This window comes from Umezawaea sp. Da 62-37, from assembly GCF_032460545.1.
Lineage (GTDB): Bacteria > Actinomycetota > Actinomycetes > Mycobacteriales > Pseudonocardiaceae > Umezawaea.
This window is the reverse complement of record NZ_CP135965.1, coordinates 8,287,598-8,306,364: the sequence shown is the minus strand read 5'-3', so window position 1 is coordinate 8,306,364 and position 18,767 is coordinate 8,287,598. Positions and strand designations below refer to the sequence as shown.

At 71.2% G+C, this 18,767-nt stretch carries 16 protein-coding genes and 1 riboswitch; of the genes, 9 read left to right on the top strand and 7 right to left on the bottom strand.

Annotated elements, in window-relative coordinates:
- The first annotated feature begins 13 nt into the window (after nt 1-13).
- The 5 genes from RM788_RS38410 (at nt 14) to RM788_RS38390 (ending at nt 4,857) form a co-directional block, all read left to right on the top strand.
- On the top strand, nt 14-1,168 hold the full coding sequence (locus RM788_RS38410) for a hypothetical protein (RefSeq protein WP_315924416.1): 1,155 nt from the start codon (nt 14-16) through the stop codon (nt 1,166-1,168).
- Nucleotides 1,165-1,686 (top strand): hypothetical protein, encoded by a 522-nt coding sequence (locus tag RM788_RS38405; RefSeq protein WP_315924414.1) that lies wholly within the window; start codon nt 1,165-1,167, stop codon nt 1,684-1,686. Before RM788_RS38410 ends, RM788_RS38405 begins: the two co-directional genes overlap by 4 nt.
- 122 nt (nt 1,687-1,808) lie before the next feature.
- On the top strand, nt 1,809-2,909 hold the full coding sequence (locus RM788_RS38400; protein ID WP_399345226.1) for a glycoside hydrolase family 3 N-terminal domain-containing protein: 1,101 nt from the start codon (nt 1,809-1,811) through the stop codon (nt 2,907-2,909).
- Nucleotides 2,903-3,910, top strand: coding sequence for an aminoglycoside phosphotransferase family protein (locus tag RM788_RS38395; RefSeq protein ID WP_315924410.1), 1,008 nt, complete (start codon nt 2,903-2,905; stop codon nt 3,908-3,910). The genes RM788_RS38400 and RM788_RS38395 overlap by 7 nt, the downstream gene beginning before the upstream one ends.
- Complete coding sequence (locus tag RM788_RS38390; protein WP_315924408.1) at nt 3,907-4,857, top strand: DNA polymerase domain-containing protein; 951 nt, start codon at nt 3,907-3,909, stop codon at nt 4,855-4,857. The genes RM788_RS38395 and RM788_RS38390 overlap by 4 nt, the downstream gene beginning before the upstream one ends.
- 56 nt (nt 4,858-4,913) lie before the next feature.
- Here RM788_RS38390 and RM788_RS38385 read toward each other — a convergent pair whose 3' ends face one another.
- Nucleotides 4,914-5,369, bottom strand: a complete 456-nt coding sequence (locus RM788_RS38385; RefSeq protein ID WP_399341364.1) for a carboxymuconolactone decarboxylase family protein — start codon at nt 5,367-5,369, stop codon at nt 4,914-4,916.
- A gap of 46 nt (nt 5,370-5,415) precedes the next feature.
- Between RM788_RS38385 and RM788_RS38380 the strand changes: the two genes are divergently transcribed.
- From RM788_RS38380 to RM788_RS38370, 3 genes are all read left to right on the top strand, one after another.
- Complete coding sequence (locus RM788_RS38380) at nt 5,416-6,780, top strand: MocR-like pyridoxine biosynthesis transcription factor PdxR (protein ID WP_315924406.1); 1,365 nt, start codon at nt 5,416-5,418, stop codon at nt 6,778-6,780.
- Nucleotides 6,781-6,801: 21 nt separating this feature from the next.
- Nucleotides 6,802-7,770, top strand: a complete 969-nt coding sequence (ligD, locus tag RM788_RS38375; protein ID WP_315924404.1) for a non-homologous end-joining DNA ligase — start codon at nt 6,802-6,804, stop codon at nt 7,768-7,770.
- A gap of 108 nt (nt 7,771-7,878) precedes the next feature.
- On the top strand, nt 7,879-9,252 hold the full coding sequence (locus tag RM788_RS38370; RefSeq protein WP_315924402.1) for an alpha/beta hydrolase family protein: 1,374 nt from the start codon (nt 7,879-7,881) through the stop codon (nt 9,250-9,252).
- 387 nt (nt 9,253-9,639) lie between these two features.
- Here RM788_RS38370 and metH read toward each other — a convergent pair whose 3' ends face one another.
- Nucleotides 9,640-13,227, bottom strand: coding sequence for a methionine synthase (metH, locus tag RM788_RS38365; RefSeq protein WP_399345224.1), 3,588 nt, complete (start codon nt 13,225-13,227; stop codon nt 9,640-9,642).
- Between the two features lie 21 nt (nt 13,228-13,248).
- A riboswitch (S-adenosyl-L-homocysteine riboswitch) is annotated at nt 13,249-13,327 on the bottom strand.
- A 37-nt stretch (nt 13,328-13,364) separates the two neighbouring features.
- On the opposite strand from metH, the gene rnhA reads away from it, so the two are divergent.
- Nucleotides 13,365-13,862: a ribonuclease HI gene (gene rnhA, locus RM788_RS38360; RefSeq protein ID WP_315924400.1), complete on the top strand. Its 498-nt coding sequence runs from the start codon at nt 13,365-13,367 to the stop codon at nt 13,860-13,862.
- 370 nt (nt 13,863-14,232) lie between these two features.
- Here rnhA and RM788_RS38355 read toward each other — a convergent pair whose 3' ends face one another.
- The 5 genes from RM788_RS38355 to RM788_RS38335 form a co-directional block, all read right to left on the bottom strand.
- Nucleotides 14,233-15,441, bottom strand: a complete 1,209-nt coding sequence (locus tag RM788_RS38355; RefSeq protein ID WP_315924398.1) for an RNA polymerase sigma factor — start codon at nt 15,439-15,441, stop codon at nt 14,233-14,235.
- Nucleotides 15,438-15,884 carry a YciI family protein gene (locus tag RM788_RS38350; RefSeq protein WP_315924396.1) on the bottom strand — a complete coding sequence of 149 codons (447 nt, stop codon included), beginning with the start codon at nt 15,882-15,884 and terminating at the stop codon, nt 15,438-15,440. Before RM788_RS38350 ends, RM788_RS38355 begins: the two co-directional genes overlap by 4 nt.
- A gap of 88 nt (nt 15,885-15,972) precedes the next feature.
- Nucleotides 15,973-16,827, bottom strand: a complete 855-nt coding sequence (locus RM788_RS38345; protein WP_315924394.1) for an LLM class flavin-dependent oxidoreductase — start codon at nt 16,825-16,827, stop codon at nt 15,973-15,975.
- A gap of 75 nt (nt 16,828-16,902) precedes the next feature.
- The gene (locus RM788_RS38340) at nt 16,903-17,739 is read right to left on the bottom strand and encodes a TIGR03620 family F420-dependent LLM class oxidoreductase (protein WP_315924392.1); all 837 of its coding nucleotides are present in this window, start codon (nt 17,737-17,739) and stop codon (nt 16,903-16,905) included.
- Between the two features lie 86 nt (nt 17,740-17,825).
- Nucleotides 17,826-18,737 carry a Rossmann-fold NAD(P)-binding domain-containing protein gene (locus RM788_RS38335; RefSeq protein WP_315924390.1) on the bottom strand — a complete coding sequence of 304 codons (912 nt, stop codon included), beginning with the start codon at nt 18,735-18,737 and terminating at the stop codon, nt 17,826-17,828.
- Nucleotides 18,738-18,767 lie beyond the last annotated feature (30 nt).

Here is an 18,767-nt window from a genome sequence, read left to right as displayed (position 1 = left end):
AATGGGGAGAGAGATGGATCTGACAGCTCCGGGGGCCACCGCGGCCACCCGCGCGAAACCCGCGAAGACCAGGACCGTGCCGCGAGGGGTGCCGGCGGCGAGCTTCGTGCTCGGCGGCACGGTGCTCTCGCTGGTCGGCCTGACCTGGGACGTCCAGTGGCACAACGACGTCGGCCCGGACACGTTCTTCACGCTGCCGCACCTGCTGCTGTACTCCGGCAGCGCGTTCTCCGGCCTGGCGAGCCTGTTCGTCGTGCTCGCGACCACCGCCGCCCAGCGCGCGGGGCGCCCGGTCGACCCGCTGGTCGGCGGCCGCGCGGTCGGCGTGTTCGGCCGCACGTTCGCGGCACCGGTCGGCTACCTGATCTCGGGCATCGGCGCGGCGTCGTTCCTGCTCTACGGCCTGTGGGACCAGTGGTGGCACGGGTTGTACGGCTTCGACGCGGTCATCTCGTCGCCGCCGCACATCGGTTTGCTGCTGTCGGTCACGATCACGATGGTCGGCGCCGTGATGGTGTTCGCCGCGGTCCGCGCGCAGCGCTGGGGCGCGGCCTGGACGCTGATCAGCCTGGCCGTCCTGCTCGTGTTCAGCATGGTGACCGCGCTCGGCCTCCAGCAGGTGAACGCCGGTGTCGTCGACGCGGTCACGGTCGGCGCGACGTTCCTGAGCGTGCTGTTCGTGGTCATGGGCGCCCGCGTGCTCGACCGGCCGGGCGGGGCGCTCGGCGTGACCGTGGTGGTGGCCCTGGTCCAGGCCGTGTTCTGGTGGTTCTCGCCGTGGGCGTCGCGGGTCTACGCGGAAGCCATCGGGCTGCCGATGCGCGACAAGGTCTCGCTCGTGCCCTCGCTGCCCGCGCTGGTCCCGATGTGCCTGATCGCGGTCGGACTGGTGGTCGAGGCGGTGTTCCTCCTCGCTCGCCGCGGCAACCGGTCGATGAAGCTGTCCGGCCTGGTCGCGGGCGGTGTCGGCGGTCTGCTGGTGGCCGGGCTGGACCCGCTCCAGCGCGCGTGGCTCTACTCGATCGGTCTCCCGCCTGCGTCCGAGGTGGTCGCCACGGCGGTCGCGGGCGCGGTGTTCGGCGTGGCGGCGGGGTTCCTCGGTGTGCGGTTCGGCGGGATGCTGCGGCACCTCGCCCCGGTTCAGGACGACAGGGCGGTGGCGGCGTGAGGAAGACCGTGGTGGCGTTGCTGGGGGTGGTCGGACTGCTGCTCGGCACGTCCGGGACCGCGCTGGCCTACGAGCCGGTGAACGTGGTGCACACCGAGCAGGTGCAGGTCGGTCCGTACGCGCTGACCGTCGGGTTCAGCACGTGGCCGGTGAAGGCGCTCCAGTCGTTGGACTTCACCTTCGTCCCCGAAGGCGGGATCGAGGGCAGGAGCGGCACCCTGGCGCAGGGCAGGCCCGGCTCGCAGACCAGGAAGATCGTTCCGCTGGTCCGGCACCCGCGCAAGCTGGAGGTGTGGGGCCTGGACGTCAAGTCGCTGTCCGTGCCGGGCGACTGGAAGTTCGAGTTCACGATCGACGGGGCGGACGGGCCCGGCTCCGGGGTGCTGGTGCTGCCGGTGCGGGAGCAGCCGGGTCCCCCGATGGGGTTGAGCTGGGCGATCAGCTCCATCCCGCTGTTCGGCCTGGTAGCGCTGATCGTGGTCGCCTGGCGACGTACACGTGAGGACACCTCGGTTTAGTGCTCGGCGGCCTCCTGGGGAACACTGGTGGTGTTACCCCGATCGGCAGACACCCCAGGAGGCCACCACCCGTGCGACGCCGGAGCATTGCGACGACGTTGGCCGCACTGGCCCTTGGCGCGATGCTCGCCGCCACCTTCCACCAGGAGGTGGCCCCGAAGCTCGGCATACCGGACATCGCCGCTCCCCCTGCCGGACCGGGCGCGGGCACGCCGCAGGCCGCCGTGCCCTCGGACCCGTGCTCGCCCGTCATCGCGGGCCTCAACCCCCGGCAGCAGCTCGCCCAGCTGATCCAGGTAGGTGTGAAGCCGGAGAGCTCCGAGGACGCGCTGGCCATCGTGAACGCCGAGCAGGTCGGCGGCATCTTCATCGGCGGTGACGCGCCCGGCCTGCTGACCGGCGGCGCGCTCGCGCTGGTCAGGGCAGCTTCCAAGCTGCCCATCACGGTCTCGGTCGACGACGAGGGCGGCCGGGTGCAGCGGATCGACGCGCTGGAGGGCGACCTGCCCAGCGCCCGCGCCCTGGTCGCCGCGAACACCCCGGAGCAGGTGCGCGAGCTGGCCAAGGTCCGCGGCGGGCAGCTGCGCGCCAGGGGCGTGACGATGGACCTCGCGCCGGTCGTGGACACCAGCTCGCAGCCCGACGACACGGTCATCGGCGACCGCTCGTGGAGCGACGACCCGGCCGTGGCCCGCAAGTACGCCGAGGCGTTCGCCGCCGGGCTGCGCGACTCGGGCGTCCAGCCGGTGCTCAAGCACTTCCCCGGTCACGGCGGCGCCAGCGGCGACTCCCACCAGGGGCTCGTCACCACCGCCCCGCTGGCCGACCTCAAGGCCAAGGACCTGGTCCCCTACCAGGACATCAAGACCTACGGCCAGGTCGCCGTGATGGTCGGCCACCTCGACGTGCCCGACCTCACCGGCGGCCAGCCCGCGACCCTGAGCCCGGCCGCCTACCAGCTGCTGCGCAAGGACTACGCGTTCGACGGCATGGTGATGACCGACGACCTGGGCGCGATGAAGGCCGTCACGAACCTCGTCGACCTGCCGGAGGCCGTGCGGCTCGCGCTGGCCGCTGGCGCCGACGTGGCGCTGTGGTCGACCGGCGGTCGGGTCGGCGAGGTGCTCGACGGGCTGGAGAAGGCGGTGGCCGACGGCGGGCTGCCCAAGGAGCGGGTCGCGGACGCGCTGCACCACGTGCTGCGGTCCAAGGGGCTGTGCTGACCCGGATCTCCGGCCACGCCGCGGTGTCCGCCGCGCTGGCGGCGCTGGACGACGACGGGCTCGCCGACCTGCTGGCGGGTGCGACGCGGCTGCGCACGGGCATCGGCGGCACGGCGCTGGCGCTGGACGTGGCGGGCACGCGGGTGTTCGTGAAGAAGGTGCCGCTGACCGAGCTGGAGCTGCGGCCGGAGAACGTCCGGTCCACGGCGAACCTGTTCGGGCTGCCCGCGTTCTTCCAGTACGGCATCGGGTCGGCCGGGTTCGGCGCGTGGCGGGAATTGGCCGCGCACACCGCGACCACCGCCTGGGTGCTGGCGGGCGACTGCGCGGCGTTCCCGCTGATGCACCACTGGCGGGTGCTGCCGGGGACGTCGCCGACCCCCGACGAGCACGACGACCTGGAGCGCGCGGTCGAGTACTGGGGCGGGTCGGCGGGGGTGCGGGCGCGGTTCGAGGGGTTGCGCCGGTCACCCGCGCAGCTGGTGCTGTTCCTGGAGTTCCTGCCGCAGACCGTGCACCACTGGTTGCTCGACCGGGTCGCCGACGGCGGCGAGGTGCTGGACGCGGCACTGGAGATGGTGCACCGCGACCTCGTGGCGGGCGCGGAATTCATGGCGTCGCGCGGGCTGGTGCACTTCGACGCGCACTTCGACAACATCATGACCGACGGCGAACGGCTGTACTTCGCCGACTTCGGGCTGACGACGAGTTCGGAGTTCGGGCTGTCCGCCGAGGAGGCGGAGTTCTTCGAGGCGCACCGCGCCTACGACCGCTGCTACACCGCCGCCCACCTCCTCGGCTGGTTCGGCCGCAACTTCGACGTGCTGCCCGCCTCCGCCGAGGCGCTGGCGCGGCACTACGCGCCGGTCGCCGAGCTGATCGACCCGTTCTTCCACGACCTGCACGCCCGCGACCGCGAGACCCCGTACCCGAGCGCCGAACTGGAACGGGCGCTGGCCGGGTTGCCCCCGTGGCGCGGTGCGGGGAAAGTGACCCGATGAGCACTTCGGAGGAGCGCGACGGGGTGTCGCTGACCAACCTCGACCAGGCCCTGTTCGACGGTTCGGAAGCGACCAAGCGCGACCTCGTCGACTACCTGGACGCGGTGCGCGACCGCATCATCCCGGTGCTGCGCGACCGGCCGCTGTCGGTGATGCGGGTGCGGCCGGGGCAGGCGCCGTTCATGCAGAAGAACCTGCCGAAGTACACGCCGGAGTGGGTGCCCAGGCTGCCGATCTGGGCCGAGGCGTCGAAGCGGGAGATCTCCTACGGGCTGTGCGACGACCGGCGGACGCTGCTGTGGTTCGCGAACCAGCGCGCGGTCGAGTACCACCCCACGCTCTACCCGCGCGACCGGTGGGACCACCCGACCCACCTCGTGCTCGACCTCGACCCGCCGGAGGAGAACGCCTTCCCGCTGGCCGTGCGGGCCGCCCACCTGGTGCGCCGCGCCCTGGCCGATGAAGGCCTTGCCGGCGCGGTGAAGACCAGTGGCGCCAAGGGCGTGCACGTGTTCGTGCCGATCGAGGACACCCCGGCCGACGACGTCGCCGCCGCCACCCGCGCGATCGCCGCCCGCGCCGAACGCCTCGACCCGGAGGTGGCCACGTCGGCGTTCATCGTGGAGGACCGCGGCGGCAAGGTGTACCTGGACTCGACCCGCGCGGGCGGCGCCACCGTCGCCGCCGCGTACAGCCCGCGCCTGCGTCCGGGGGCGCCGGTGTCGTTCCCGGTGACGTGGGACGAGCTGGACGGGGTGTCGCCCGGCGACTTCACGGTGCGGACTGCGGCGCGGCTGCTCGGCGACCGCGACCCGTGGGCCGAGTCGATGCCCGCGCCGCAGAAGCTGAGCGCGGAGCTGATCGCCGAGGGCCACACGATCCCCGTCGCCCGCGTGCAGGCGATGCACGAGGGCAAGCGGCGGGCTCGTGCCCGGCGCGGGGAGTAGCCAGCGCGGCGCGTTCCGGGACACGGGCCCGCCTCCGTCCACAAAGGACCGCTACCTCACGACGGCAGCGGGGCGCGGCTCGTGACGGACAGCCGGTTCCAGGCGTTGATGACGACGATCATCCACAGCAGCGCCTGGTACTGGGGTTCGGTGAACACGGCGGTCGCGCGGTCGTAGACGTCGTCGGGCACGTCCCGCGTCTCCGAGAGCCGGGTGACGGCCTCGGTCAACTCCAGCGCGGCGCGCTCCTCGTCGCTGAACAGGTCGACCTCGCGCCAGGCGTCGAGCACGAAGATCCGGCGCGGGTTCTCGCCCTGCTTGATCGCGTCGGCGGTGTGCATGTCGAGGCAGAACGCGCACCCGTTGACCTGCGACGCCCTGATCTTGACCAGTTCGACGAGGAGGTGGTCGAGGCCGTTGTCCTTCGCCGCGCGGGTGGTCTCGGCGGACAGGGCGAGCATGGCTTTGCTGGGTCCTGCCAGGCCGGAGTTCATCTGGATTCGCTTGGTCACGGCTGTGACGGTACCGGGAACTGGTCCACGGCTATGGTCCAGTTCCATGACACGTTCGTGGACCAGTTCCGTCGACGCGCACCTCGACTGGACCCCCGGCGGCGGCCGGGCCGAGTTGGCCGACGCGGTGCGCGCGGCCATCCGCGACGGGCGGTGGCGACCCGGCGCCGTCGTGCCGTCGACCCGCGCCCTCGCGCACGACCTCGGCATCGCGCGCGGCACCGTGACCAGGGTGTACACCGACCTGACCGCCGAGGGCTACCTGTCGACCAGCCAGGGCGCGCCGACCCGCGTGGCGACGGCGGGCGCCGAACCCCGGTCGGGGCCGCCCGTCACGAGCGCGGGCCGCGAACCCCGGTGGAACCTGATGCCCGGCCGCCCCGACCCGTCGCTGTTCCCGCGCGAGGCGTGGCTGGCCGCGACCAAGCGGGTCGTGCAGCGCACGCCCAACGAGACGTTCGGCTACGGCGACCCTGCCGGTGCCCCCGCGCTGCGCGAAGCCCTCGCCATCTACCTGGGGCGCAGCCGGGGCGTGCGCGCGGATCCGGCGCGGATCGTGGTGTGCGCGGGCTTCACCCAGGCCGTCGCCCTGCTCGGCCGGGCGCTGCGCGACCTGGGCAGCACCCGGATGGCGTTCGAGGACCCCTCGTTCCACATGTTCCGCGACATCGCGGCGGCGGCGGGCCAGCACGTGGTCGTCGTCCCGGTCGACGACGACGGCCTGCGGGTGTCCGAACTGGACAGTCCCGCGGTCGTCGTCACGCCCGCCCACCAGTCCCCGCTCGGTGTCACGATGGCGCCCGCCCGGCGCACCGCGCTGGTGCGCTCCGGCGCGATCGTCGTCGAGGACGACTACGACGGCGAGTTCCGGTTCGACCGCCAGCAGGTCGGCGCGCTCCAGGCGTTGGCGCCCGAGCAGGTCGTGTACACGGGCACCGCCAGCAAGACGCTCGCGCCGTCGCTGCGCCTGGCCTGGATGGTCCTCCCCCGCGCGCTGGTCGACCCGGTGAGCGAGGCGCTGCTGTCCAGCGGCGCCCGCCCCTCGGCACTCGACCAGCTGGTGCTCGCCGACCTGATCTCGTCGGGCGCCTACGACCGGCACGTCCGCCGGTGCAGACTCGAGTACCGCTCCCGCCGCGACCGGCTCGTCGCCGCCCTGCCCCGCGACCTCCCGGTGCGCGGCATCTCCGCGGGCCTGCACCTGGTGCTGCCGCTCCCGCTCGCCGCGGAGGCCCACGTCCCCGCCGCGGCCGCCCGGCACTCCCTCGCCATCCAGCCCCTGAGCCGGTTCTGGGTGGGCCCCGCCCACCGCGAGGGCGGCGTGGTCGTCGGGTACGGCGCGTCCACCAGGCACGCGTTCGGCGGCGCTCTGGCCGCACTGCTGGCGGTGGTCCACGAGCTGACCGGCTGATTCCGGGTTACGTTTGGCCGCATGGCTGGCAAGAGCGGGTCTCCGGCGGTGGAACTGGAAGTCGGCGACCGGACCGTGCGGATCTCCAACCCGGACCGCGTGTACTTCCCGGCGCGCGGTGAGACCAAGCTCGACCTGGCCCGCTACTACCTGGGCGTCGGGGACGGGATCGTGCGCGCGCTGCGGGAGAGGCCGTGCATGACGCACCGGTACCCGGCGGGCGTCGGCGGCGAGAAGGTGCACCAGAAGCGGCTGCCCGGTGGGGCGCCGCCGTGGGTCGGGACGGTGCGGGTCGAGTTCCCCCGCTACCACAGGCACGCCGACGAGCTGTGCGTCACGCACCTCGCGGACGTGGTCTGGTCGGTGCAGATGTCGGCCGTGGAGTTCCACCCGTGGAACTCCCGCCGCGCGGACACCGAGAAGCCCGACGAGTGGCGGATCGACCTGGATCCCATGCCGGACTGCGACTTCGACGTCGTCCGCCGGGTCGCGCACGTGGCGCACGAGGTGCTCGACGACCTGGGCGCGGTCGGCTGGCCGAAGACGTCCGGGGGCAACGGGCTGCACGTGTACGTGCGGATCGAGCCCGAGTGGGGGTTCGCCGACGTGCGGCGGGCGGCGCTGGCGTTCGCCCGCGAGGTCGAGCGGCGCGCGCCCGACGACGTGACGACCACGTGGTGGCGCAAGGACCGCGACCCGGCGAAGCTGTTCGTCGACTACAACCAGAACGCCCGCGACCACACCATCGCCGCCGCGTACTCCGTGCGCGGTGTGCCCGAGGGCACCGTGTCGACCCCGATCACCTGGGCCGAGGTCGACGACGTCGACCCGCGCGACTTCACCATCGCCACCGTGCCCGCCCGGTTCGCCTCGCTCGGCGACCTGCACGCGGGCATCGACGACACCGCGTTCTCCCTGGCCCCGCTGCTGGAGTGGGCCGAACGCGACGAGCGCTCCGGGGCGGCCGACCCCGGCGGTGACGACGAGTAGACGTCAGGCGCAGCCCAAGTTTTCCCGGTCGGCGTGGACCGCGCCCGCCGCGGGGGCCGACCATGGCCCGGCGGCGCGACGAGGCGCCCACCGTCAGAGGAGGTCTCCGTGAGAGCCGTACTGGCCGGATCGCTGGGCGTCGCGCTCGCCCTGGGCTTCACCTCCCCCGCCGCCGCGGCCACCGCCCCCGAGGTCACCGCCTGTCCTTCGGCGCTGCCCGCGGACACCACGTGCTACGGCGGCCAGGACACCAACGGCGCCTACTACACGATCGCCATCCCCAAGGCGTGGAACAAGTCGCTCGTCGTCCACTCCCACGGCGGCCCCGACCTCGGCCCCCCGACCCCCGCCCGCACCACCGACGACCTGACCCGCTGGTCCGTCATGGTCCGCGAGGGCTACGCCTGGGCCGGGTCCTCCTACCGACGCGGCGGCTACGGCACCCGCATGGCCGCCGCCGACACCGAAAACCTGCGCAAGCTCGTCATCGCCCGCTTCGGCCAGCCGCGCAAAACATTCCTGCACGGCCAGTCGTGGGGCGGCGACGTCGCCGCGAAGACAGCCGAGATCTACCCGCGCTCCTACGACGCCGTCCTGCTCACCAGCGGCGTCCTCGCCGGTGGCTCACGCGGCTACGACTACCGCGTCGACCTGCGCGTGGTCTACCAGTACTACTGCGGCAACCACCCCGGGCCCACCGAACCCCAGTACCCGCTGTGGATGGGCCTGCGCGCCGACTCCACCATGACCACCACCGGCCTGCGCGCCCGACTGGAGGAGTGCACCGGCCTCCAGTCCCCCACGATCCGAACCCCGTTGCAGCAGCGCAACCTCGACGACATCCTCGCCGTCACGAAGATCAGGGAAAGCGCCCTCGCGTCCCACCTGAACTTCGCCACGTTCACCTTCCGCGACATCGTCCACAACGGACTCGGAGACCGCAACCCGTTCAGCAACAAGGGCGTCCACTACTCCGGCTCCCACGACGACACCGCCCTCAACGCCGGCGTCGAACGCTTCGAAGCCGACCCCTCAGCACACCGCGACCTGTCCTACGACAGCGACATCACCGGCGCGGTATCCGTTCCCGTGCTCACCATGCACGCCATCGACGACCCGACCGCCTTCGTCGAACACGAATCCGCCTACCGTGCTTCGCTCACCTGGCACCAGAACCTCGTGCAAACCTTCACCACCGAGGCCGAACACAGCGCCCTCAGCGACTCCGAATACGCCAGCGCCCTACAAGCACTCGCCACCTGGCAACGCACCGGCCGCAAACCCACCCCGACCGCCATCGCCGCCACCTGCCCCACCAACAACACCAAGTACGGCACCGGCTGCTACTTCGCCCCCACCTACACCCCCGCCCCCTACACCTCCCGCGTCAACGCCCGCCCCGGCGGCACCCACTGGCCAGCACTGACACCACTCCAGTCGAAGATCTGGGAATGGCAAGGCGTCAAGGGCATCACCCCATAACACCGGGGCCCACCGGCCCATCCCGACAGGCCCAGTCACCGAAGTCAGGCGCAGCCTGATGCCCTACCGACGCGCAGCAAGGTGCCCTGTCGGGCAAAGCCCGATGCCCTACCGACGCGCAGCAAGATGCCCTACCGACGCGCAGCGAGGTGCCCTGTCGGGCGTAGCCCGATGCCCTACCGACGCGCAGCGAGGTGCCCGAGTCGGGCGTAGCCCGATGCTGGCGAAGCCAGACCTACCCCTGCCCCCGATACACAGCGCCCTCCTGCCGCACCCCCGTTTGTCAAGGCATCTTTCCCGCCTTGACAAACGGGGGTGCGGCATTGAGACAATCGCGCCACGGGGGCCGGGCTTCGCCCTTTCCCTAAAACCCAACCCACCCACAAATCACCGAGGCTCGTACGCCAGATTCGGCCTCAACCACCGCTCAACCTCCCCCACCGACATCCCCCGCCGCACCGCATAATCCTCAATCTGATCCCGCCCAAGCCTGCCAACCGTGAAATACCGCGAAGCCTCACTCCCGAAGATCAACCCACTCACACTAGCCGCCGGCGTCATCGCGAACGACGTGGTCAACGCCATCCCCAACGACTCCGCGTCGAGCAACTCGAACAACGTCACCTTCTCACTGTGATCAGGCGAAGCCGGATACCCCAACGCAGGTCGAATCCCCCGAAACCGCTCCGCGTGCAAATCGGCCAGTTCAGGTTCCGCATCAGGCTCGAACCAATTCCGCCGAGCCTCCAGGTGGATGTACTCCGCGAACGCCTCAGCCAGCCGATCGGCCAACGCCTTCACCATGATCGCCCGGTAGTCGTCCTGCTCGGCCTCGTACCGCGCCGCAAGCGCCTCCGCACCGTGAATCGCCACGGCGAACCCACCGATGTGATCACCGGAGGGCGCGATGTAATCGGCCAGGCACCGGTTCGGACGGCTCAGCGGCTTCTGGGTCTGCTGGCGCAGCATCGGGAAGCCGGGGCCGTCGTCCAGCAGGATGTCGTCGCCCTCGGAGTGCGCGGGCCAGTAGCCGTACGCGCCCTTGGCCTGGAACGAGCCGTCGGCGATGATCTGGTCGAGCAGCGCGTTCGCGTCGTCGAACAGCTCGCGCGCCACCGGCTGGTCGAGGATCGCCGGGTACTTGCCCTTCAGCTCCCACGCCAGGAACAGGAACTGCCAGTCGACCATGGCGCGCAACGACTCCAGGTCCGGTTCGACGATCCGGACGCCGGTGAACGCGGGGGTCGGGAGTTCGCCGAACTCGACCACCTCGCGGTTCGCGCGGGCCTGTTCCAGGGTCAGCATGGGCTTGCGCTGCTTGTTCTCGTGCTGTTCGCGCAGCAGCTTCTGGTCTTCGCGGTTCCTCACGGCCAGCGCTTCGGCGCGGTCGCTGTCGAGCAGGTCGGACACGACGCCGACGACGCGGGAGGCGTCCAGGACGTGCACGGTCGTCCGCTCGTAGGCGGGCGCGATGCGGACGGCGGTGTGCTGGCGCGACGTCGTGGCGCCGCCGATCAGCAGCGGCAGCTTCAGCCCGCGCCGATCCATCTCCTTCGCGACCGTGACCATCTCGTCCAGCGACGGCGTGATCAGCCCGGAAAGGCCCACGGCGTCGGCGTTCTCGGCCACGGCGGTGTCCAGGATGACGGAGGCGGGCACCATCACGCCGAGGTCGATCACCTCGTAGTTGTTGCACCCCAGCACGACGCCGACGATGTTCTTGCCGATGTCGTGCACGTCGCCCTTGACCGTGGCCAGCACGACCTTCCCCTGGCCGCGGCTGACCTCCGCGCGGCCCTCCTGCCGCGCCAGCTCCTTCTCCGCCTCCATGAACGGCTCCAGGTACGCGACCGAGCGCTTCATCACCCGCGCGCTCTTCACCACCTGCGGCAGGAACATCTTCCCGGCGCCGAACAGGTCGCCGACGATCTTCATGCCGTCCATCAGCGGACCCTCGATCACCTGGAGCGGCCGGTCCATCGTCAGCCGCGCCTCCTCGGTGTCGGCCTCGATGAAGTCGACGATGCCGTGCACCAGGGCGTGCGCCAGCCGCTCCTCCACCGGAGCCTCGCGCCACGCCAGGTCGAGCACGCGCTTGGTGCCCGATCCGCGGACGTTCTCGGCGAACGACACCAGCCGGTCGGTGGCGTCCTCGCGCCGGTCGAACAGCACGTCCTCGACCAGTTCCAGCAGGTCCGCCGGGATGTCCTGGTACACCGCGAGCTGGCCCGCGTTGACGATGCCCATGTCCAGGCCCACCTGCACGGCGTGGAACAGGAACGCCGAGTGCATGGCCTCGCGCACGACGTCGTTGCCGCGGAAGGAGAACGACAGGTTGGAGATGCCGCCGCTGATGTGGACGCCCGGACAGCGCTCCTTGATCAGCGGCAGCGCGTCGATGAACGCCTTGGCGTAGCCGTTGTGCTCGGCGATGCCGGTCGCGACCGCGAGCACGTTCGGGTCGAACACGATGTCCTCGGCCGGGAACCCGGCCTGCTGGGTGAGCAGGTCGTAGGCGCGGCCGCAGATCGACACCTTGCGCTCGGTCGTGTCGGCTTGGCCCTTCTCGTCGAACGCCATCACGACCACGCCCGCGCCGTAGTCGCGGATCCGCCGGGCCTGCTCCAGGAACGGGCCCTCGCCCTCCTTGAGGCTGATGGAGTTCACGACCCCCTTGCCCTGCACGCACTTCAGGCCCGCTTCGAGCACGGACCACCGCGAGCTGTCGATCATCACGGGGATGCGCGCGACCTCGGGCTCGGTCGCGATCAGGTTGAGGAACGTGGTCATCGCCTGCTCGCTGTCGAGCAGGTCGGCGTCCATGTTGACGTCCAGCAGGTTCGCCCCGCCGCGCACCTGCTCCAGCGCCACGTCCACGGCGGCCTGGTGGTTGTCGCCCTCGATGAGGCGGCGGAACTTCGCCGAGCCCGTCACGTTGGTGCGCTCGCCGATCATCACGAACCCGGTGTCCGCCCCGATCGAGAACGGCTCCAGCCCGCTGAACCGGGTGCGCGCGGGCGGCTCGGGCACCACGCGCGGCGCCACGCCGGACACGACTTCCGCGATCCGCTTGATGTGCGCGGGCGTCGTCCCGCAGCAGCCACCGGCGATGTTGACCATGCCCGCCTTGGCGAACTCCTCGAGCAGCACACCGGTCTGCTCCGGCGTCTCGTCGTAGCCGCCGAACGCGTTGGGCAGGCCCGCGTTGGGGTGGCACGCGGTGTAGGTGTCCGCGAACTGCGCCAACTCGGCGACGTGCGGCCGCATCTGCTCGGCACCCAGCGAGCAGTTCACCCCGACCACCAGCGGTTTCGCGTGCTGGACCGCGCTCCAGAACCCCTCGACCGTCTGCCCGGACAGCGTCCGACCGCTCAGGTCCACGATCGTCACCGAGATCCACAGCGGCAGGTCCGGCGCGACCTCGCGCGCCGCCGCGATCGCCGCCTTCGCGTTGAGCGTGTCGAAGATCGTCTCGATCAGCAGCAGGTCGACCCCGCCCTCGGCGAGCGCGCTGATCTGCTCCGCGTAGGTGTCGCGGACCTGGTCGAACGACACCGCCCGGTACGCCGGGTCCTCCACGCGCGGCGAGAGCGACAGCGTCACGTTCAGCGGCCCGATTGACCCCGCCACGAACCGCCCGTCGAACTCGTCGGCGGCCTGGCGGGCCAGTTCGGCGCCGCGCACGTTCATGTCCCGCACCAGACCCTGCAACCCGTAGTCGGCCTGCCCGATGCTGGTGGCCGTGAACGTGTTCGTCGTCGTGATGTCGGCACCCGCGGCCAGGTACTGCCGGTGCACGTCGAGGATGACATCCGGACGGGTGAGGTTCAGCAGATCGGGGTCGCCTGTCACGTCGTGCGTGTGGTCGAGGAACCTGTCACCCTTGTAGTCGGCCTCGGTCAGCCCCGCGCCCTGGAGCATCGTGCCCCACGCGCCGTCAAGCACCGCGATACGACGTTCCAGCAGGTCACGCAGGTCACTCACAGGCAGCCTCCACTAGTGGAGGCGCCCTTGCAGACCGGTGTGCGGACCGAGCGTGGCGGACACCTCGTCCGTTGCAGCGCCTCTCGGCCTGTCGCCGAGATTAGCGGAAACGACGGTAGATTGCGGCCGTGGACCAGATCGTGGACATCTACACCGACGGCGCCTGCTGGACCAACCCCGGCCCCGGCGGATGGGGCGCAGTGCTGCGCTACGGCAAGTACGAGAAGGAGCTGTGCGGCGGCGAAGCGACCGAAACCACCAACAACCGCATGGAACTCACCGCCCCGGCCCGCGCACTGGACCACCTGAAACGCCCCGTGACCGTGCGTCTGTTCACCGACAGCACCTACGTCCGCAACGGCATCACCGCATGGATGCCGAAGTGGAAGGCGAACGGCTGGCTCACCGCCGCCAAACAACCCGTCAAGAACGCCGACCTCTGGGTACTGCTGGAAAAAGCGGTCGCCCGTCACACGGTCGAATGGCACTGGGTAAAGGGCCACGCCGGCGACCCAGGCAACGAACACGCCGACCGCCTAGCCCTGCGCGGCCTGGAAAACGCCCTACGCGAAGCCGGCTTCGACCCCACCACCTACCGCTCCAGCGGCAGAGCTGCCGTGCTGTAACCCTTCACCCAAAAACACAGCCCAGGACACCCACCGGCGCAGCCGGCCACCAGCATCCGGCGCGGAGCGCCCGCCGCCTGGCCGACGCGCAGCGAGGTGCCCTGGTCAGGCGCAGCCTGATGCCTGGTCAGGCGCAGCCTGATGCTGGCGGAGCCAGACCTACCCCTGTCCCCGATACACAGCGCCCTCCTGCCCTGCCCTAGTTTGTCAAGGCATCTTTCCAGCCTTGACAAACTAGGGCAGGGCATTGAGACAATCGCGCACCGGGGGCCGGGCTACGCCAGGCGGTGAACCCACAACACACCCGAAGCCAGACTCCACCACGCCAACCCACAACCCACCAAAAGCCGGACCCCACCAGACCAACGCCCTACCGAACCCCCAACCTAGCCGCCCTCATCACCAGATAATTCCTCTCCACCCCACTCGCAGTCCTCCCCGCCGCCTCCCGATAACACCCCACCGCCGCCCCCACATCCCCCGCCATCTCATGCAAATGCCCCCGCACAGCCTCCAACCGATAATGCCCCGCCAACCGCGAATCCAACGCCCCCAACAACTCCAACCCCACCTCGGGCCCGTGCACCATCGCCACCGCGATGGCCCTGTTCAACGCCACCACCGGATTCCCGGTCATCCGCTCCAACAGCCCGTACAACCCCAGGATCTCCGGCCAGTCCGTCTCCTCCACCGACTCCGCCTCGTCGTGCACCGCCGCGATCGCCGCCTGGAGCAGGTACTCCCCCACCAACCCCCTCGACAACGCACCAGTCACCAACTCCACACCCTCACCGATCAACCCCCGATCCCACAGCCGCCGATCCTGCGAAGCCAACGGGATCAACTCCCCGTCGACCCCGGTCCGAGCAGGCCTCCGCGCGTCCGTGAGCAGCATCAACGCCAACAGCCCGGCGACCTCCCCCTCACCGGGCAGAAGCGCATGCGCGATCCGCGCCAACCGGATCGCCTCCCCGGACAGCTCGACGCGGTGCAGCTCGGGTCCGGCGCTGCTGGTGTGCCCCTCGTTGAACAACAGGTAGAGCACCCGCAGCACGGACCGCAGCCGAACCGCGCGGTCATCGCCCACGGGCATCCCGAACGGCACTCCCGACGCCTTGACCTTCTGCTTGGCCCGGCTGACGCGCTGCGCCATGGTCGCCTCGGGCACCAGGAACGCGTTCGCGATCTCCGCGGTGGTCAGGCCGCCGACCGCGCGCAGCGTCAAGGCGATCGCCGACGCGGGCGTGAGCGCGGGGTGGCAGCACAGGAACAGCAGCACGAGCGTGTCGTCGCGGTCGGCCACGTCGACCGGCGGCGACTCCAGCGAGAAAACGCTTTCCTCACGTCGTCGCCGGGCCTGGTCGCTGCGGAACTGGTCGGTGAGACGGCGTTGCGCGGCTTGCAGGAGCCAACCGCGCGGGTTGTCCGGCAGCCCGTCGGACGGCCAGTGCAGCGCGGCCGCGAGCAGTGCCTCCTGCACGGCGTCCTCGGCCGCGGAGAAGTCGCCGAACCGGCGGACCAGCACGCCGAGGACCTGCGGCGCGAGTTCGCGCAGCAGGTCCTCGACGCCGGTGGTCACTGCTCGGCGCTGGGCGCGCTCATCACTTCGCGCACCTCGATGGGCTGGCCGATCGGCACGCCGTTCTGGCCGGGCGCCGCGGAGGCCTGGGCGGCGATCTCCAGCGCGCGGTCCGCGGACTCCACGTCGACGACCCAGTACCCGGCCAGGAACTCCTTGGACTCGGGGAACGGCCCGTCGGTCACGACCGGCGCGCCCGCCCCCTTGAACACGACGATCCGGGCCGCGTCGGGCCCGGCCAGGCCCTGGCCGTCGACGAGCTCGCCCTTGTCGGTCAGCTCCTGACCCAGCGCCTGCTGGAAGTCGATGTGCGCCTTGATGTCACCGGGCGCCCAGGAGGTGATCGGTTCGACACCCTCGATCTTCGCGTAGCTCATCAGCAGCATGAACCTCGGCATCACAGGCTCCTCGTAGTCCGCCGCGCCGGTTCCCGGCGCCGTCATGGGTAGGACGGTGCGGGCGGCGGGTTCTCTACATCCACCCGATCCGCGCTCCCCACGGCCGCTCGCGAGCAGGCTACCTGCGACGACGTCAGAGAACGAGTTCGGCGAGCCGGGCGACGTCGTCCAGGTCGTCGGTGCCGGGGTTGAAGATGAGCTCGTCCGCGCCGATCTCCGTGAACGCGCGGACGGCCTCCCGCACGGCCTCCGCGGTGCCGTGGAGCCCGGCCGCGATGCCGCCTGCCATCTCCTCGCCGAGGTTGCCGTAGTAGTCGCCGACGTTGCGGCGGCCCTGCTCGGTGTCGCCGAGGGCGAAGTAGGCGATCGCGACCAGGCGCGGCTCGCCCGCGCGGCCCGCGTCCTTCCACGCGGCGCGGGCGCCGTCGAAGGACTGGGCCACCATCGACGCGGGCATCGACGCGCCGATGTAGCCCTCGCCCCACTCGGCCATGCGGGCGAGCGCGGCGGGCGCGAAGCCGCCGAACATCATCGGGATCTGCCGAGCGCCCGGCGTCACGGCCGGGTTGGCGCCGCCGCCGACGGGCTCGCCGCCCCACACCGACCGGTAGACCCCGAGGTCGTGGTCCAGGCGTTTACCCAGGCCGCGGGGGCCCGCGCCGTCCACGACGAAGTCGTCCTCACGTCCGCCGATGCCCACCCCGAGCGTCAGCCTGCCGCCGGAGATCCCGTCGATGCCCGCGAGTTCCTTGGCCAGCAGCACCGGCGGCCACACCGGGGCGAGCATGACGTTGCTGAACAGCCCGATCCTGCTCGTCACGGCGGCCGCCGCGGCCAGCGCGACGGTGTCCAGCACGCCGGGGTAGGCGATCCGCCCGACCGTGCCGAGGGTCGAGAAGCCCGCCTCCTCGGCCCGCGCCGCCCACCGCGGGAGAACGGTCGGGGTGACGTCGCGAACCTGGTTGGGCAGTCCGATACCGATCTTCACCAGTGCCTGCTTCCGTTGAGTCGGGATGACATATCAACCCAACGTAGCAAGATCACGAGCAGGCGTGGGGCGACCTCAGCGGCGTAGTTCCGCCACAGCTCCCGCGACCGCCCTGAGGCCACCGAGCACGTCGTCGCCGAGCACCGTGACACCGACGTGGTCCGCGCCCGCGTCGAGGTGCTCGACGAGACCGGACGCGATGGCGCCGACCTCGCCGTGCAGGACGAGCGCGTCGATCAGGCGGTCGCTGCCCTGGTCGGTGAGGTCCTCCACGGTGAACCCGGCGCGCCGCAGGTTGTTGGCGATCTCGGGGACGTTCAGGGCCGGGAACGCGACGGCGGCGCGACCGATGGTCCGCGCGCGTTCGGCGTCGGTGTCCAGCACGACGTGCTGGCCGACCATCACCAGCGCGTCCTCGCCGACGATCTGCCTCGTCCGCTGGGCGTGCGCGGGCGTCACCAGGACGGCGGCCACGCCCGCCGTGCGCTCGGCCGCCAGCCGCAGCGCTCGCGGGCCGAGCACGGCCAGCGCGACCTGGTCCGCGGGAACACCCGCGGCCGCCAGTTCGTCCAGGTACTCCACGTGCGCGTCGTACGGCAGCATGTACCCGGAGTCGGGGGCACGACGGCCCGCGCCGAGACCGAGGAGGAACCGGTCCGGGTGCTTCGCCGCGATGCGGTGGCAGGACTCGGCCACGATCTTCGCGGGCGCCGTCCAGATGTTCACTATGCAGGTCGCGACCACCAGCCGTTCGGTCGCGTCCAGCACCTGCTCGACGACGTCGAGGTCGGCGGGCGGCGCGCCGATCAGCCACATCGCGCCGTAGCCCGCCTTCTCGATCTCCACGGCCAGCTCAGGGGTCGCGGTCTGGTAGTGCAGGTGGACACCGAGCTCACCGAGCGCGATTGTCATCCGGGCGTCACTCTCATTCGGTCGGGACGGCGACGGAGACGCGCCGCCGTTATGATCGACCAAGCCGCCCAAGGCCGTCCATAGGCCTACGTCAACGATCGGACCGCCTCCCGCAGCGAGTCGTCGATCGGCCGCGGCTTGAGCCCGAAGACGCCCGTCGACTCGGCCGAGTCGAGGACGAACGGCCTGGCGAACTGGTACGCGGTGGTGCGCAGCTCCTTCACCATCGGTGAGAACAGGCCGATGGCGCGCAGGGCCGGGCTCGGGATCCTGCCCAGCTTCGGCGCGCCGACACCCGCGACGGCGGTGAACCGGGTCGCGATCTCGCGCACCGTCATGGGCGGCTCGGTCGGCACCGGCCACGCCCTGCCCCACGCCCGTTCATCGGTGGCGGCGGTGGTCAGCATCGCCGCGACGTCCGCGATCGACGTCCAGCTGTGCTCCACGTCCAGCGGCGCGGGCGACCAGGCCCTCCTCCCGGCGAGCAGCGGCTTGCCGAGACCGAAGGTGAAGATCGAGTTGGCCTCGACGTAGTCGCTGCCGCGGACCTCGGTCGCCCGGATCCGGCCCGCCTCGTGCGCGGCGAGCGCGTCGCGCCACATGTCCGCCTTCAGCTTCAGCTTCGGGTGGGTCGCGGCGAGCGGCGTGGCGGCGGTCATCGGACCGTCCACCGGGCCGTACCCGTAGAGGCTGCCCGTCATCACGTACACCGCGCCGGAGCGCTCGGCGGCGGTGAGCAGCGCGGACGCGATCGGCGGCCAGTCGGTGAGCCACCGGTGGTAGGCCGGGTTGACGCAGTTGTAGAGCGCGACGGCACCCTCGGCCAGCCCGCTGAGCACGCCCGCGTCCGTGGCGTTGGCGGCGACGCGCTCGACGTTCGGATCATCGGGCCCGCCGCCGCTCCGGCTGACCACCCTGACCCGCTCACCGCGCGCGGCGAGCAGCAGGGCGGTGGTGGAACCGACGGGGCCGGAGCCGACGACCACGTGCAGCGACATGGGGATCCTCCTCGGGGAAAGAGCAGTGCT